Origin of the sequence: Streptacidiphilus jiangxiensis (assembly GCF_900109465.1) — a bacterium.
Taxonomy (GTDB): Bacteria; Actinomycetota; Actinomycetes; order Streptomycetales; family Streptomycetaceae; genus Streptacidiphilus; species Streptacidiphilus jiangxiensis.
In genome coordinates, this window is sequence record NZ_FOAZ01000029.1 from 61,402 (window position 1) to 77,380 (window position 15,979).

14 protein-coding genes are annotated in these 15,979 nt (G+C 72.1%); 2 read left to right on the forward strand and 12 right to left on the reverse strand.

Going from position 1 to position 15,979, the window contains the following annotated elements; all coding sequences use genetic code 11:
* Window positions 1–50: 50 nt before the first annotated feature.
* The 10 genes from aroQ to BMY61_RS37545 form a co-directional block, all read right to left on the reverse strand.
* On the reverse strand, window positions 51–482 hold the full coding sequence (gene aroQ, locus BMY61_RS37500) for a type II 3-dehydroquinate dehydratase (protein ID WP_042453119.1): 432 nt from the start codon (window positions 480–482) through the stop codon (window positions 51–53).
* A complete protein-coding gene (gene aroB, locus BMY61_RS37505; protein ID WP_042453116.1) occupies window positions 482–1,573 on the reverse strand; it encodes a 3-dehydroquinate synthase in 1,092 nt (363 codons plus the stop codon). Before aroB ends, aroQ begins: the two co-directional genes overlap by 1 nt.
* Window positions 1,570–2,085: a shikimate kinase gene (locus BMY61_RS37510; protein WP_042453113.1), complete on the reverse strand. Its 516-nt coding sequence runs from the start codon at window positions 2,083–2,085 to the stop codon at window positions 1,570–1,572. The genes aroB and BMY61_RS37510 overlap by 4 nt, the downstream gene beginning before the upstream one ends.
* The gene (aroC, locus tag BMY61_RS37515; protein WP_143094711.1) at window positions 2,085–3,269 is read right to left on the reverse strand and encodes a chorismate synthase; all 1,185 of its coding nucleotides are present in this window, start codon (window positions 3,267–3,269) and stop codon (window positions 2,085–2,087) included. Before aroC ends, BMY61_RS37510 begins: the two co-directional genes overlap by 1 nt.
* Window positions 3,270–3,478: 209 nt before the next feature.
* Window positions 3,479–4,309 (reverse strand): shikimate dehydrogenase, encoded by an 831-nt coding sequence (locus tag BMY61_RS37520; RefSeq protein ID WP_042453110.1) that lies wholly within the window; start codon window positions 4,307–4,309, stop codon window positions 3,479–3,481.
* Window positions 4,300–6,018 (reverse strand): endolytic transglycosylase MltG, encoded by a 1,719-nt coding sequence (gene mltG, locus BMY61_RS37525; RefSeq protein ID WP_052439045.1) that lies wholly within the window; start codon window positions 6,016–6,018, stop codon window positions 4,300–4,302. Before mltG ends, BMY61_RS37520 begins: the two co-directional genes overlap by 10 nt.
* Before the next feature lie 206 nt (window positions 6,019–6,224).
* A complete protein-coding gene (gene ruvX, locus BMY61_RS37530) occupies window positions 6,225–6,692 on the reverse strand; it encodes a Holliday junction resolvase RuvX (RefSeq protein WP_042453107.1) in 468 nt (155 codons plus the stop codon).
* A gap of 20 nt (window positions 6,693–6,712) precedes the next feature.
* Window positions 6,713–9,385, reverse strand: a complete 2,673-nt coding sequence (gene alaS, locus BMY61_RS37535; protein ID WP_042453104.1) for an alanine--tRNA ligase — start codon at window positions 9,383–9,385, stop codon at window positions 6,713–6,715.
* The gene (locus tag BMY61_RS37540; RefSeq protein WP_052439044.1) at window positions 9,385–9,780 is read right to left on the reverse strand and encodes a DUF6167 family protein; all 396 of its coding nucleotides are present in this window, start codon (window positions 9,778–9,780) and stop codon (window positions 9,385–9,387) included. The genes alaS and BMY61_RS37540 overlap by 1 nt, the downstream gene beginning before the upstream one ends.
* A gap of 4 nt (window positions 9,781–9,784) precedes the next feature.
* Window positions 9,785–10,270: a DUF948 domain-containing protein gene (locus tag BMY61_RS37545; RefSeq protein WP_042453101.1), complete on the reverse strand. Its 486-nt coding sequence runs from the start codon at window positions 10,268–10,270 to the stop codon at window positions 9,785–9,787.
* A gap of 214 nt (window positions 10,271–10,484) precedes the next feature.
* Between BMY61_RS37545 and BMY61_RS37550 the strand changes: the two genes are divergently transcribed.
* The gene (locus BMY61_RS37550; RefSeq protein ID WP_042453098.1) at window positions 10,485–12,650 is read left to right on the forward strand and encodes an ATP-binding protein; all 2,166 of its coding nucleotides are present in this window, start codon (window positions 10,485–10,487) and stop codon (window positions 12,648–12,650) included.
* On the opposite strand, the gene rpsD is transcribed toward BMY61_RS37550, so the two are convergent.
* Complete coding sequence (gene rpsD, locus BMY61_RS37555; protein ID WP_042453096.1) at window positions 12,638–13,252, reverse strand: 30S ribosomal protein S4; 615 nt, start codon at window positions 13,250–13,252, stop codon at window positions 12,638–12,640. The two genes, BMY61_RS37550 and rpsD, sit on opposite strands and share 13 nt — an antisense overlap.
* A 407-nt stretch (window positions 13,253–13,659) precedes the next feature.
* Here rpsD and BMY61_RS37560 point away from each other — a divergent pair, with 407 nt between their 5' ends.
* Window positions 13,660–15,093: an amidase gene (locus tag BMY61_RS37560; protein WP_042453093.1), complete on the forward strand. Its 1,434-nt coding sequence runs from the start codon at window positions 13,660–13,662 to the stop codon at window positions 15,091–15,093.
* Here BMY61_RS37560 and BMY61_RS37565 read toward each other — a convergent pair.
* Window positions 15,070–15,979: AAA family ATPase (locus BMY61_RS37565; RefSeq protein ID WP_483316203.1), on the reverse strand; the 910-nt coding region annotated here is incomplete at its 5' end. The genes BMY61_RS37560 and BMY61_RS37565 overlap by 24 nt on opposite strands.

The window sequence follows — 15,979 nt, forward strand, 5'->3', positions numbered from 1 at the left end:
CTCACCTCCCGGAGGACGACGATACAACGCCTCCGGGAGGTGAACGACGATCACGCCGTCGCGAGTGCCCGCAACGCCAGCTCGTAGGAGCCGATGCCGAATCCGGCGATCGTGCCGCTGGCCACCGCCGAGATGACGGAGGTGTGCCGGAACTCCTCCCGCGCGTGCGGGTTGGAGATGTGCACCTCGATCAGCGGCGCCGTCCGCTGCGACGCGGCGTCCCGCATGCCGTAGGAGTAGTGCGTGAACGCGCCCGGGTTGATGACGACGGGCAGCTTGCCGTCGGCCGCCTCGTGCAGCCAACGGATCATCTCGCCCTCGTCGTTGGTCTCCCGCACCTCGACGTCGAAGCCCAGCTCGGCACCGAGCTTCGTGCAGCGCTCCACCAGACCCGCGTAGGTCGTCGAACCGTAGACGTCCGGTTCGCGCGAGCCGAGCCGGCCCAGGTTCGGACCGTTCAGGACGAGCACGCGCTGCGGCATCAGCCCGCCACCTCCGCGTACGCGGCGACGAGCAGCGACGGGTCCGGGGCCTCCAGGATGGCCGGCTTGGCCAGGCCGTCCAGGACGATGAACCGCAGACGGTCGGCGCGGGACTTCTTGTCCAGCTTCATCGCCTCGAGCAGCTTCGGCCAGGCGTCCGCCTGGTACGTCAGCGGCAGACCGACCGACGCCAGCACGCGCTTGTGCCGCTCGGCGGTCTCGTCGTCCAACCGGCCCGCCAGGCGGCCCAGTTCGGCGGCGAAGACCATGCCGACGCTGACCGCCGCGCCATGGCGCCACTTGTAGCGCTCGTTGCGCTCGATCGCGTGGGCGAGGGTGTGGCCGTAGTTGAGGATCTCGCGCAGCCCGGACTCGCGCAGGTCGTTGGAGACGACCTCCGCCTTGACCTTGATGGAGCGCTCGATCAGCTCGGCCGTGTGCGGGCCGTCGGGGGTGCGGGCACCCTCCGGGTCGGCCTCGACCAGGTCGAGGATGACCGGGTCGGCAATGAAGCCGGTCTTGATGACCTCGGCCAGCCCGCTCACGTAGTCGTGCTTCGGCACGGTCTGCAGGGTGTCCAGGTCCGCCAGCACGCCCACCGGCGGGTGGAACGCCCCGACGAGGTTCTTGCCCTCGGCGATGTTGATGCCGGTCTTGCCGCCGACGGCCGCGTCGACCATGCCCAGCAGCGTCGTCGGCATGGACACCCAGCGCACGCCGCGCAGCCAGGTGGCCGCGACGAAGCCCGCGAGATCCGTGGTCGCCCCGCCGCCGACGCCGACGATGACATCGGTACGGGTGAAGCCCGTCTGGCCCAGCACCGACCAGCAGTAGGCGGCGACCTCGGCCGACTTGGCCTCCTCGGCGTTCGGCACCTGGAGCGCGATGGCCTCGTAGCCCTGCGCGGCCAGGTCGTCGCGGATCGCCTCGCCGGTCGCGGCCAGCGCCTCGGGGTGGATCACGGCGACACGCTGCGCGACGTTGCCGATCAACCCCGGCAGCTCGCCCAGCAGCTGATGGCCGATCAGCACGTCGTACGGGTCCGCCCCGCCGCTCGCGCCGACCCGGATACGCGAAATCTCACTGCTCACGACTTGCTCAGCTCCAGTGCGTCCAGGACCGCGTCGGCCACCTGATCAGGCGTCAACCCGGCCGTGCTCACCACCGCTCGGGCCACCCGCGTGTACACCGGGCGGCGCTGTTCCATCAGTTCACGCCAGCGGGCGCGCGGATTGCCCACCAGCAGCGGACGCGGCGCGTCCAGGCCGACGCGCTTGACCGCGTCGTGCAGCTCGACGTCGAGGAAGACCACGGGCAGGCCGCTCAGCAGTTCCTCGGTCTCCGCGCGCATGACCGCGCCGCCGCCGAGCGCGAGCACGCCCGCGTGCTCGGCGACGGCGGCCCGCACCGCCGCCGCCTCCAGCGCGCGGAAGTGCGGCTCACCCTCGTCGACGAAGATGTCGGCGATCGGCTTGCCGACCGAGGCGACGATGTCGGCGTCCGTGTCGCGGAAACCGACACCGAGGCGTGCGGCGAGCACCTCCCCGACCGAGCTCTTGCCGGCCCCGGGCGGGCCGACCAGGATGACCGCGGGGTGGGCCACTACTTCACGACCAGGTGCTCGAGGTACCCCTGGACGTTGCGGCGGGTCTCGCTGACGTTGTCGCCACCGAACTTCTCGGCGACCGCGTCGGCCAGCACCAGCGCGACCATCGCCTCGGCGACGATGCCGGCCGCCGGCACGGCACACACGTCGGAGCGCTGGTGGTGCGCCTTCGCCGCCTCACCGGTGCGCGTGTCGATGGTGGCCAGCGCGCGCGGCACGGTCGCGATCGGCTTCATCGCGGCACGGACGCGCAGCAGCTCACCGGTGGACAGGCCACCCTCGGTGCCACCGGAGCGGCCGGAGAGACGGCGGACGCCCTCGGCGGTGTTGACGATCTCGTCGTGCGCCTGGGAGCCGGGGATGCGGGCCAGCTCGAAGCCGTCGCCGACCTCGACACCCTTGATCGCCTGGATGCCCATGAGCGCGGCCGCGAGGCGCGCGTCGAGGCGGCGGTCCCAGTGCACGTGCGAGCCGAGGCCGACGGGCACGCCGTAGCCCAGCACCTCGACGACGCCACCGAGGGTGTCACCGTCCTTGTGGGCCTGGTCGATCTCGGCGACCATCGCCTTCGACGCGTCCGCGTCCAGGCAGCGCACCGGGTCCTCGTCCAGGCGAGCCTCGTCGGCGGCGACGGGGATCACGCCCGCCGGCGCCTTGGCGGCACCCAGCTCGACGACGTGCGAGACGAGCTCGATCCCGCAGGTCTCCTTCAGGTACGAGCGGGCGACGGTGCCGAGCGCGACGCGGGCCGCGGTCTCGCGCGCGGAGGCACGCTCCAGGATCGGCCGGGCCTCGTCGAGGGAGTACTTCTGCATACCCGCGAGGTCGGCGTGGCCGGGGCGGGGGCGGGTCAGCGCCTCGTTGCGGGCAAGGCCCGCGAGGATCTCCGGGTCGACCGGGTCGGCCGACATGACCTGCTCCCACTTGGGCCACTCGGTGTTGCCCACCATGATCGCGACGGGCGAGCCGAGGGTCAGGCCGTGGCGGACACCGCCGAGGAAGGTCACGACGTCCTGCTCGAACTTCATGCGGGCGCCGCGACCATAGCCGAGGCGGCGCCGCGCGAGCGCGTCGGAGACCATCTCCGTGGTCACGGGCACCCCGGCCGGGAGCCCCTCCAGCGTCGCGACCAGTGCCGGGCCGTGCGACTCCCCGGCCGTCAGCCAGCGCAGCGTTCCCAAGGGTGTGCTCCTATCCCGCTCGTGCAAGTGCCTTACCGGCGATCCTCCCACGTCGGACGTACAAGGGCAGAATCCGTCCACCAGGCAGACGTCAGGGGCGCGGGGAACTGCGCGAGAAACCACGGCGCGGGGATGGTCCTCAACGCGCAGGGCCATCCGCCTCGGGTGGGTTGCTCGCGCAGTTCCCCGCGCCCCTGAGGTAGGTGCAACTACAGCGCCGCGGCCCCGGCGGAGCGCATCGCGGCCACGACGTCGGCCTCGGGTATGCCCGTGAACGCACGGAACTGCAGCACCGCCTGGTGGACCAGGAGGTCGAGACCGCCCAGGACCACACCGCCCTCCTGCTGCCACGCCGCGGCCAGCGCCGTCGGCCACGGGTGGTACAGCACGTCGAACAGCGCGCCCGGCTCGGCGGGAACCGCCCCCGCGAGGTGATCCGTCGCGCCGGCCGGGGTCGTGGAGATGACGAGCTCGGCGTCGAACGCCTCCGCCGCGCGGTCCCACTCCTCCGGGACGACGTCCACGCCGAGCCGCTGGCCCAGCGCCCGCATCTGCGCGGCACGCTCCGGGCCGCGCACGAACGCCAGCACAGGGCCGTCGCACACCTGCCCGAGCGCCGCCAGCGCGGAGGACGCCGTCGCGCCCGCACCGAGGACCGCCGCCGAGGCGACCTTCTCGACGCCGCGCTCGCCCAGCGCGGCGACCAGGCCGGGGACGTCGGTGTTGTCCCCGGTCCGGCGGCCGTCGGCGTGGAAGACGACGGTGTTGACCGCGTCCACGGCCCGCGCACCCGCGGAGACCTCGTCGAGCAGCGGGATGACGGCCCGCTTCAGCGGCATCGTCAGCGACAGGCCGGCCCAGCCCTCGCCCGCCACGTCGAGGTCGGCGAGGAAGCCGGGCAGCCCGGCCTCGTCGACCTCGAACCGGCCGTACTGCCACTCGTCCGCCAGGCCCAGCGCCGCGTACGCGGCGTTGTGCAGCACCGGCGACAGGGAGTGCGCGATGGGCGATCCCAGGACCGCGGCCCGCCTCACTGGCACTGGCCCGTCGTCCGGTTGACGTGCTGGCCGTGCTTCTCGCAGTAGGTGTTGACGTCGTCGAGGAACTGGCTCCAGGTGGCGGAGAAAGCGGTGTTGCTGCTGTCGATCGCCACGAAGTACGCCCAGTTACCCGGCGTCGGATTCAGCACGGCCTGGATCGCCTGCGCACCCGGGTTGTCGATCGGCGTCGGCGGCAGACCCTTGACCACGTAGGTGTTGTAGCCGCCCTGCGACTGCAACTTCTCCGCGTTGGTGAACGTCTTACGGCCCAGGTAGTACTGGATCGTCGTGTCGAGCCCGAGCCTGCCGAAGGTGACGTTGGTGTTCAGGCGGTTGTAGAGGACGCGGGCGATCTTGCCGAAGTCGCCGACGTTGTTGCCCTCGGCCTGCAGGATGCTCGCCTCGGTCAGCACCGCGTAGGCGTTGTTCAGGTGGACGCCCTGGCCGGCCGAATCCAGGTTGAGCGCCTGGATCTGGGTCTTGGTCGTGGTGACCATCTGCTGGAGCAGATCGAGCGGCTTCGTGTTCGTCCCGATCGAGTAGCGCGTCGGCCACAGGAAGCCCTCGGGGTTGCCCTTCGCCTCCGCGGGCAGGCCCAGCTGGGCGACGTCGTCCTTGGCGACCTTGGCCGTGGTGCCGGCGGGCAGCTTCAGCTTCGCGTCGATGGCCGCGTAGATCACCTTGGCGGTCGAGCCCTCGGGGATGGTGATCACGTTGCCGCCCTGCGAGTCCTCCAGCGCCTTGAGCGCCGAGGCCGCCGACATCTGCAGCTTCAGCTCGTAGAAGCCGGGCTGGATGCCCTGCGCCTTGGCGAGGTCGCCGTTGTAGGCGTTGACGAAGGCCTGCGCCGACTCGACGACCCCGGCGGCCTTCAGCGTGTTGCCGATGACCCAGCCGGTGGCACCCTGCGGGACCTGGACCTGGACGTCGGTGGTTCCGGTGCCGGTGTAGTCGGGCGCCGCGTTGCGGTTCTTGTACCAGGTGTATCCGAAGTACCCGCCGCCCAGCACCAGGGCGAGGATCAGCACGGTGACGCCCAGGCAGGCGACACCGCTGCGCTTGCGCTCGGTGCGGCCCTTGGCCGCGTCCTTGCGACGGCCGCTGCGGCTCTCGTCCTCGTCGGAGAGGAACTGGACGTACTCGTCCTCGCCCTCCTCGCGCTCCTCGACGTAGACGTCCTCGTCGGAGTGGAGCGGTTCGTCGTCGACGGCGGGCGTCTCGCCGCGGGCCTCGGCCTCCAGCCGGGCGGCCTCGGCGACCCAGTCGATCCCGTCCGGTCCCGGGCCCGACGGCGGCGGGGTCTGCGGGCGCGGACGCTGCGGCGCCTGCGGCGGCTGTTGCCCGTACGGCGCCTGCTGCGGTTGACCGGGGTAGGGCTGCTGCTGCGGGTGCTGGCCCGGGTAGACCGGCTGCTGACCGGTCCCGTACGGCCCCTGCGGCGCCTGACCCGGATACGGCTGCTGCGGCTGCCCCGGGTACGGCTGCTGACCGGGGTAGGGCTGCTGGCCCGGATACGGCTGCTGCGGCTGCCCGTACTGCGGGTAGCCCTGCTGGGGCTGCTGCTGTCCGTGCGGATACTGCGCCTGAGGCGCCTGCGGCTGTTGCTGTCCGTAGGGGTAGGGGGCCTCGGGCGGGTAACCGCCCTGCCCGCCGTACGAGCCGGCCTGGCCCCACGGTTCGGAGCCGTAGCCCCGGCCCTGGTCGGTCATGCGTCCCCTCGGAATCAGCGGATTTTTCGGATTCGACACTGAATCGAACCGACGTGCCCATGGGGCCCGCCGTGGACGGAACGTTACCCGACCGACGCCAACGGGGGTCGACGGGCACGTCCGCGCCACGCAGAGCTTCACACGACGTCGCTCACAGTGACGAAGGGGGCCCACCGGATGGTGGACCCCCTTGATTCGGCGTCAGCCTACAGCTCCTCGGCCGCCGGTTCGACGGTTTCCCCGGGAGCACGCCCGCTGGTCTTCTCGGTCTCCAGCGCGCTCTGCAGGATCACCACCGCCGCCGCCTGGTCGATCCGGGACCGGCCCTGCTTCGACTTCACGCCCGCCGCGCGCATCCCGGCGGCGGCGCTGACCGTGGTCATCCGCTCGTCGACCAGCCGGACCGGCACCGGGTGGACCCGGTAGGCCAGCCGGGCCGCGTACTCGCGCACCTTGGCGGCGGCCGGACCCTCGCGCCCGCTCAGCGAGCGCGGGAGCCCGACGACGACCTCGATCGCCTCGTACTCCGCGACGATGGCGGTGAGCCGGCCGAGCGACTTCTTGCCCGCCGGGACCGTCTCCACCGGGGTGGCCAGCAGCCCGTCGGGGTCGCAGGAGGCGACCCCGATGCGGGCGTCGCCGACGTCCACGGCGATCCGCCGTCCTCGACGCATCGAACTCACCGAACCGTTCCTCAGGCCTTCTCGGCGACCAGCGCGCGCACGGCCTCGACGGCCTGCGGCACGGCGGTCGCGTCCTGGCCGCCGCCCTGCGCGACGTCGTCCTTGCCGCCACCGCCGCCGCCGAGCGTCTTGGCCGCGGTGCGGACCAGCTCACCGGCCTTGATGCCGCGCTCGCGGGCGGCCTCGTTGGTGGCGATGACGGTCAGCGGACGGCCGTTCGCGACGGTGAACAGCGCGACGACGGCCGAGCGGCCGCCCTGGCCGACGCGGTTGCGCACGTCCAGCACGAGCTTGCGCAGGTCGTCGGCGCCGGTGCCGTCCGGCACCTGGCCGGTGACCAGCGCGGTGCCGCGCACGTCCTCGGCGCCCTCGGCCAGCCCGGCGGCGGCCTGCAGCACCTTCTCGGCGCGGAAGCGCTCGATCTCCTTCTCGGCGTCCTTGAGCTTGGCGAGCATGCCGGAGATCTTCTCCGGCAGCTCCTCCGGACGGCCCTTGACCAGCTCGGTCAGCTGGGCGACGACCGTGTGCTCGCGAGCGAGGAAGTTGTAGGCGTCGACGCCCACCAGCGCCTCGACGCGGCGCACGCCGGAGCCGATGGAGGACTCGCCGAGCAGCTTCACCAGACCCAGCTGGGCGGTGTTCTGCACGTGCGTGCCGCCGCACAGCTCCTTGGAGAAGTCGCCGATGGTGACGACGCGAACCTTCTCGCCGTACTTCTCACCGAACTCGGCGATGGCGCCGGCCTTCTTGGCCTCGTCGATGCCCATGATCTCGGCCGTGACGTCGAGCTCGCGGGCGAGCACCTCGTTGATCTTCTGCTCGACGTCGGTCAGCACCGTGCCGGGCACGGCGGTCGGCGAGCCGAAGTCGAAGCGGAAGCGACCCGGGGAGTTCTCCGAACCGGCCTGGGCGGCCGTGGGGCCGAGCGCGTCGCGCAGCGCCTGGTGGGTCAGGTGGGTGGCGCTGTGGGCGCGGGCGATGGCCCGGCGGCGGCGCACGTCGATCTCGGCGTGGACCGAGGCGCCGACGGTGACCTCGCCGACCTGGACGACACCCTTGTGCACGACGACGCCCGGAACGGGCTTCTGCACGTCGCGGATCTCGATGACGGCGCCGGTGTCGGTCTTGATCCGGCCGTGGTCGGCGAGCTGGCCGCCGCCCTCGGCGTAGAAGGGGGTGCGGTCGAGCACGAGCTCGACGTCGTCGCCCTCGGACGCGGCCGGCGAGGGCACGCCGTCCACGAGCAGGCCGACGACGGAGGCCTCGCCGGCGTTGCTGGTGTAGCCGGTGAACTCGGTCTCGCCGGAGCTGTCGGCGATCGAGCGGTAGGCGTGGACGTCCGCGTGACCGGTCTTCTTGGCCTTCGCGTCGGCCTTGGCGCGGTCGCGCTGCTCCTTCATCAGACGGCGGAAGCCGTCCTCGTCGACGGAGACGCCCTGCTCGGCCGCGATCTCCAGGGTGAGGTCGATCGGGAAGCCGTAGGTGTCGTGCAGCTGGAAGGCGTTCTGACCGGACAGCACCGTGCCGCCGCCGGAGCGGGTCTCGGTGATGGCGGTGTCCAGGATGTTGGTGCCCGCGCGCAGCGTCTTGAGGAAGGTGGCCTCCTCGGCGAGCGCGACGGTCTCGATGCGCTTGCGGTCGGTGACCAGCTCCGGGTACTGCTGGCCCATCGTGGTGATCACGACGTCGAGCAGCTGCTCGACGACCGGGCCGGTGGCGCCGAGGATGCGCATGTTGCGGATGGCGCGGCGCATGATGCGGCGCAGCACGTAGCCGCGGCCCTCGTTGCCGGGGGTGACGCCGTCGCCGATGAGCATGGCGGAGGTGCGCATGTGGTCGGCGACCACGCGCAGCGAGACGTCCGAGGCGTGCGCGGCGCCGTAGTGGACGCCGGTCAGCTCGGTGGCCTTGTCGATGACGACGCGCAGGGTGTCCGTCTCGTACATGTTGCGGACGTCCTGCAGGATCATCGCCAGGCGCTCGAGACCGAGGCCGGTGTCGATGTTCTTGGCCGGGAGGTCGCCCAGGATCGGGAAGTCCTCCTTGCCGTCGCCCGCGCCGCGCTCGTACTGCATGAAGACCAGGTTCCAGATCTCCACGTAGCGCTCGTCGTTGACGGCCGGGCCGCCCTCGACGCCGAACTCCGGGCCGCGGTCGTAGTTGATCTCCGAGCACGGGCCGCAGGGGCCGGGGACGCCCATCGACCAGAAGTTGTCCTTCTTGCCCAGGCGCTGGATGCGCTCGGCGGGAACGCCGATCACGTCACGCCAGATCTGCTCGGCCTCGTCGTCGTCCAGGTAGACGGTGACCCACAGGCGCTCCGGGTCCAGGCCGTAACCACCGTCGGCGACGGAGGAGGTCAGCAGCTCCCACGCGTACTTGATGGCCCCTTCCTTGAAGTAGTCGCCGAAGGAGAAGTTGCCGCACATCTGGAAGAAGGTGCCGTGCCGGGTGGTCTTGCCGACCTCCTCGATGTCCGGCGTGCGCACGCACTTCTGCACGCTGGTGGCACGCGGGAACGGCGGCTTGACCTCACCCAGGAAGTAGGGCTTGAACGGCACCATGCCGGCCGGGACCAGCAGCAGGGTGGGGTCGTCGGCGATGAGCGACGCCGAGGGGACGACGGTGTGGCCGCGCTCCTCGAAGAAGCGCAGCCAGCGGCGGCGGATCTCAGCCGACTCCATTACAGGTCCTCATTCCGGTCGAACGTGATGGTTGGGTGACTCTGAAGTTCCAGGGGTGCCCGGTCGATCGGCTCGGCCGACGCGGGCGCGCTGCCGGGCGGCAGCGCGGAACGGACGGCGGCGGCGCGCAGCACGCGTGCGTCCTCGGTGTAACCGGGAGTGGCCAGCACACTGCCGTCCAGGCCGAGTTGGCGGTTCAGCTCCAGCTCGCGCTGGAGCATGCCGGCCTTGACCTCGTCCTTGAAGTGGCGCACCGCACGGCCGACTTCGAGCGATCCGAGGGCCGCGCCCTCGGCCAGGCTGCCGGGCGTGAGCGAACGGGCCACGCGGTTCGCCTTGTTGATGGTCCAGACGGTGGCGCCGGCGCCGACCGCCATCCAGAAGATCCTGCGCATCGGCTCAGCCCCTCCGTCCCAGGCCCACCAGACGCAGCAGGCCGTTGCGACGCACCGTCGCCCGCTGCACCTCGGCCTTCACCATCCGCTCGATGATCTCCCGCTCCGACTGGTGCGGAACATACCTGTCCGGGCGCCCGGCCGCGCGCTGTTTGGCCACGGCACTGCGGACGCCGTAGCTGAAGGCGGAGAGCTTGACCAGCGGTCCGCCGAGCGTGGCGGCCATCGTGGAGGAGAGCGCGTGCGCGTTCGCGGCGGCGTCCTGGACGTCCGCAGTGATGGCGTCGACGCGCACGAGCTGCTCGTTGGCGGCGCGCAGCGTCTCGGCGGCCTCGTCGAGCAGCGGCACGGCGCGCTCGGTCACCGCCTCGACCAGCACCGTCGCCTCCCGCAGGGCGCGCGCGAGGCGGACCAGCACGACGGCGAGGAGGGTGACCAGCACCGCCCAGAACACGGCGACGACGAGGCCCGCAACCTCTCCACCCGACACCTTGGCGCTCCCTCGCAGCAAAAGCCGTCCTATCTGCGAAACCCTATCGCGAAGCGGGCTCTCTTCCTGACTGCGACGGGGGTCCCGCGGGCGCCATATCACCGAACGGGCACCATCGTGCAGGTCCCCGGTTTCACGACGGCGGAACTCGGGCGGTACGTAACCTACCGACCAGTCATCTCGTTGGGGATGTGTCGTCGCCGAGGGAGGTCCAGTGCCAGGCTCCGGCAATCTGCCCGCCGAGCTGACGGGGTTCGTCGGTCGGCGCGTCGAGCTCGCCGCCGCGCGTCGCCTGTTGCGCCGCGCCCGCCTGCTGACGGTCGTGGGAGCGGGCGGAGTCGGCAAGAGCCGCCTCGCGCGGCGTGTCGCCGCGGCCGCGACGCCGGACTACCCCGACGGCTGCTGGCTGGTGCAGTGCGCCGAGCTGACCGATCCCGCGCTGCTCCCGCACGCCGTCGCCGAGGCCCTGCGGCTGACCGACGGCACCAACCGCCCCGCCCGCGAGGTGCTGCGGGACTTCCTGGCGCGCCGCGAGGCGCTGCTGCTCGTCCTGGACGGCTGCGAGCACCTGGTGGCGGAGGCCGCGCCGCTGCTGGCCGCGCTGCTCACCGCCGCGCCGGGCCTGACGGTGCTCGCCACCAGCCGGGAGCCGCTGCGGGTCGAGGGCGAGCAGCTGCTCCAGCTCGACCCGCTGCCCACCGAAGGGCCGCGCCCCGACGCCGTGACGCTCTTCGCGGAGCGCGCCGCCTCGGCGCTGCCGGGGTTCGCGGTGACGGCGGACAACCTCCCGCAGGTCACCGCCCTGTGCCGACGCCTCGACGGCATCCCGCTGGCGCTGGAGCTGGCCGCCGGCCGGCTGCCGGTGCTCTCCGTCCAGCAGATCACCGAGCGGCTCGACGACCGCTTCCACGTGCTGACCGGCGGGGCCCGCACGGCGCTGCCGCGCCACCAGACGCTGCGCACCGCGATCGGCTGGAGCCACGAGCTCTGCTCCCCGCAGGAGCGTCTGCTGTGGGCGCGGCTCGCCGTCTTCGTCGGCTCCTTCGATCTCGAGGCCGCCCAGTACATCTGCGCCGGCGAGGGCCTGACCGCGGACGAGGTGCTGGAGGTCCTGGGCGCGCTGGTCGCCAAGTCGGTGGTGCTGCGCGACCCCGGCCTGGTCGACGGCGAGGCCCGCTACCGGATGCTCGACACGCTGCGCGAGTACGGCGCGCACTGGCTGCACGCCTCCGCCGCGGAGCCGCTGCTGCGCCGCCGCCACCGCGACTGGTACCTCGGCCTGGCCACCTGGGGCGAGGTGGAGTGGTTCAGCCCGCGCCAGCTGGAGACGTCGGTGCGCACCGGGGCCGCGCACAGCAATCTGCGCGCCGCGCTGGAGTACTGCCTGACCGAGCCGGGCGAGGAGCAGCTCGCGCTCTTCCTGGCCGGGACGCTCTGGTACTTCTGGGTCGGCTGCGGCCACCTCGGCGAGGGCCGGGTCTGGCTGGACCGGGCGCTGGACCTCTCCCCCGAGCCGACGGAGGCGCGGGCCAAGGCGCTGTGGGTCACCGGCTACCTGTCGATCCTCCAGGGCGACCGGCTGCACGCGCTGCGCCTGCTGGAGGAGTGCCGCCAGCAGGCGCTGGACACCGGCGACGACCGGGCGCTGGCCTACGCGGTCCACCGGCAGGGCTGCGCGGCGCTGATCGCCGACGAGCTGGACCGGGCGGTGGAGCTGTTCGACGAGGCGCTGTGGCACTACGACCAGCTCGGCGAGCTGAACAGCAACGTGCTGATGGGCATGTTCGAGCTGGGGCTGGCGCACACGTTCCGCGGCGACGCGGCCACGGGCGCGGCCTGGATCGGCAAGGTGCTGGCCGAGTGTGAGCGCTTCGGCGAGCGCTGGGCCTACGCCTACGGGCTCTTCGCCTCGGCGTACGCGGCCTGGGCCGTCGGCGACGCCGCCACGGCCCGCCTCCAGGCGCGGGAGTGCGTCCGGCTCAACCACGCCTTCCGGGACCTGGTCGGCCTGGTCCTCGGCGTGGAGTTGCTGGCCCTGCTGGCCACCGAGCCGGACGAGCAGGGCACGCCGGGAGACCTGCGGGAGGCCGCGCTGCTGCAGGGCGCCGCGCACACGCTGTGGCGCTCGGTCGGTGAGGCGAACTTCGGCTCGGGCAACTTCAACGTCGCCCACGAGGCCTGCGAGCAGCGGGTACGGGCCGGGCTGTCGGAGCTCGAGTGTGCCGAATCGTTCCGGCTCGGCACGACGCTCGCGCTCGACGAGGTCGTCGCCCACGCCCTGCGCACCCCGCCGCGTCCGGTGGCCCCCGCAGCACAGCGCCCCCACGGCCGAAGGGCCGTGGGGGCGCTGCGAGAACCGCTCGCGGGTCAGCGCGAGTAGTACTCGACGACGAGCTGCTCGTCGCAGATGACCGGAACCTCACGCCGCTGGGGCAGGCGGTCCAGACGGAAGGCCAGGGCCTTCAGGTTGACCTCGAGGTACTTCGGGGTCTGACCCTCACCCGCGTTGCCACCCTCACGGGCGACGACGAACGGGGTCTTCTCCTTGGAACGGTCGCGAACGGTCACCACGAAGCCCGGCTTGAGCTGGAACGACGGACGGTTGACCTTCTGGCCGTTGACCTCGATGTGGCCGTGGACGACCATCTGACGGGCCTGGTAGATGGTGCGGGCGATGCCCGAACGCAGGACCAGGGCGTCGAGACGGGTCTCGAGCTGCGCGATCAGCGCCTCACCGGTCTTGCCCTCGACCTTGCGGGCACGGTCGAACGCACGGGAGAGCTGGGTCTCGGACAGGTCGTACTGGGCGCGCAGACGCTGCTTCTCGACCAGACGGACCTTGTAGTCCGAGTTCTGCTTGCGGCCACGGCCGTGCTGCCCCGGCGGGTACGGGCGGGCCTCGAAGTACTTGACGGACTTCGGGGTCAGCGGAATGCCCAGTGCACGGGCAATCTTGACCTTGGGGCGCTTCTGGTTCGCCATGAACCAATACCTCTTTCGGTTGTTTACTGGCTCACCGCTGTTGAAGGAGGTCGCCTCTCGCGGTCCGGGAAACCGCCTCGCCACGAGGACGAGCCGGCAGCCGCTCCCGGGACCGGGCACAACGTGCTGCACGCGAGTGGCCCACCGCCGGTGAGGGTGGTGGGCTGCACGCGACACCCGAAGGGTGCGCAACGCTCCTGCCGCTCGCCCTTGCGGGCGGACGGCCTGTATGACGCCCCGACGGTGACGCCACGCCTTGACGACGCGGCTCGGGACGTCTCGCTTCCGGAAAGTTTACACGGACGCCCGGTTGCACTTTGCCTCAGGGCTTGTCGGGCAGTTCCTCGCGCCCCTGGCTCATGTCAACGGTATTGACACTAGCGTTGACGCCGATGAAGGTGTCCGCCATGGACTCACTCGAACTCGCCTACCTCCCCGCGACCGACGCCCTGCGGGCGTTCCGGAGCCGGAACCTCTCCCCCGTCGAGTTGATGGAAGCCGTCATCGACCGCGCCGAGCGGACCGAGCCGGACGTCAACTGCCTCAGCGAGCGCCTCTTCGAGGAGGGCCTCGCCGCCGCGAGGGAGGCGGAGAAGCGTTACGCCGGCCACGGCCCCGCCCCGCGTGCGCTGGAGGGGCTGCCGGTCGCCGCCAAGGACGAGCACCCGATCGCAGGACGCCTCTGCACCGAGGGCTCGCTGCTGCTCGCCGACGAGGTCGCCGAGGAGACCCACCCGGTGATCACCCGCGTCCAGGCCGCCGGCGGCATCATCCACGCCCGCACCACCACCCCCGAGTTCTGCTGCGCGGCGTTCACCCAGTCCAAGCTGTGGGGCGTCACCCGCAACCCGTGGTCGCTCGGCCACTCCTGCGGTGGCTCCTCCGGCGGCTCCGGCGCGGCCCTCGCCGCCGGGAACGCGCCGCTGGCGACCGGCTCGGACATCGGCGGGTCGATCCGGATCCCGGCCTCGTTCAACGGTGTCGTCGGCTTCAAGCCGCCCTACGGCCGGGTGCCGTCGATGCCGCCGTTCAACCTGGACACCTTCTGCCACGACGGCCCGATGGCCCGGACCGTCGCGGACACGGTGCTGCTGCAGAACACGATCGCCGGCCCGTGGCCGGGCGACGTGGTCTCGATGCGGCCCAAGCTGGAGCTGCCCTCGTCCTTCGAGGGTGTGGCGGGCCTGCGCATCGCGCTCTGCGTCAACCTGGGCGACTACGACGTGGACCCGGACGTCGAGGCCAACACCCGTGCGGTCGCGGACGCGCTGCGCGAGGCCGGGGCGGTGGTCGAGGAGGTGCGGCTCGGCTGGACCCGCGAGCTGCTGGACCAGGCCGCGTGGGCGCACTTCGGCGCCATCTTCGGTCCGTCCATCGGCGAGGCCGCCGCCGATTCCCCGGAGCTGCTGACCGGCTACGCCCGTGCCTTCGCCGAGCGGGCCGCCGAGGCCGCCGGGAAGATCACCTTCCTGGAGGGCCTGGAGCTGGAGGGCCGTCTCTACGCCGAGCTCGGCGCGGTGCTGGAGCGCTACGACGCGCTGCTCTGCCCGACCACGGCGGTGCCCGCGCTGGCGGCCGACGACGAGTACACGCAGACCAGGCTCACCATCGCCGGGGTCGAGCAGGAGCACTACATGGCGATGGCGATGACCATCGGCTTCAACATCTGCTCGCGCTGCCCGGTGCTCTCGGTGCCGTCGGGCTTCGCCGCCAACGGCGTGCCGACGGGCGTGCAGATCGTCGGGCGCACGTACGACGACGAGACCGTGTTCCGTGTCGGTGCGGCCGTCGAGCAGCTGCGTCCGTGGGCGTACGTCTCAGGACGGCGACCGCTCGTCTGACGGGCCGGGCTCGCCGCGCAGGCGGGCCCGCGTCCAGGTGACGGCGTCGGCATAGCGGGCCTCGGCGCCGTGGCGGGTCGGGCGGTAGTACTCCTTGCCGTGCACGGCGTCGGGCGCGTACTGCTGGGGGGCGATGCCCTCGGGCAGGTCGTGCGGGTAGACGTAGCCCTGGGCGTGGCCGAGCTTCTTGGCGCCCGCGTAGTGCCCGTCCCGCAGGTGGGACGGGACCGGCCCGGCGAGGCCGCCGCGCACGTCGGCGAGCGCCTCGCCGATCGCGACGGTCGCGGCGTTGGACTTGGGCGCGAGCGCGAGGGCGATCACGGCGTGCGAGAGCGTCAGGGACGCCTCCGGGAAGCCGATCATGGCGACGGCCTGGGCGGCGGCCACGGCCGTGGGCAGCGCCGTCGGGTCGGCGACGCCGATGTCCTCGCTGGCGGAGATCATCAGCCGCCGGGCGATGAAGCGCGGGTCCTCGCCCGCCTCGATCATCCGGGCCAGGTAGTGCAGGGCGGCGTCGACGTCGCTGCCGCGGATCGACTTGATCAGCGCGCTGGCCACGTCGTAGTGCTGGTCGCCGTCCTTGTCGTAGCGGACGGCGGCGCGGTTGACGGCCGTCTCCGTCAGCTCCAGCGTGATCTCCGGCGTCCGCTCCTCGATCGCCGCCCCGGCGGCGGCCTCCAGCGAGGTCAGCGCCTTGCGAGCGTCGCCGCCCGCGATACGGACCAGGTGCTCCTGCGCGTCCTCGGCGAGCTCGAGGGCGCCGCCGAGGCCGCGCTCGTCGGCGACGGCGCGCCGCAGCAGGGCGCGGATGTCGTCGTCGGTGAGGGATTCCAGCGTCAGCAGCAGCGAGCGGGAGAGCAGCGGCGAGATCACCGAGAAGTACGGG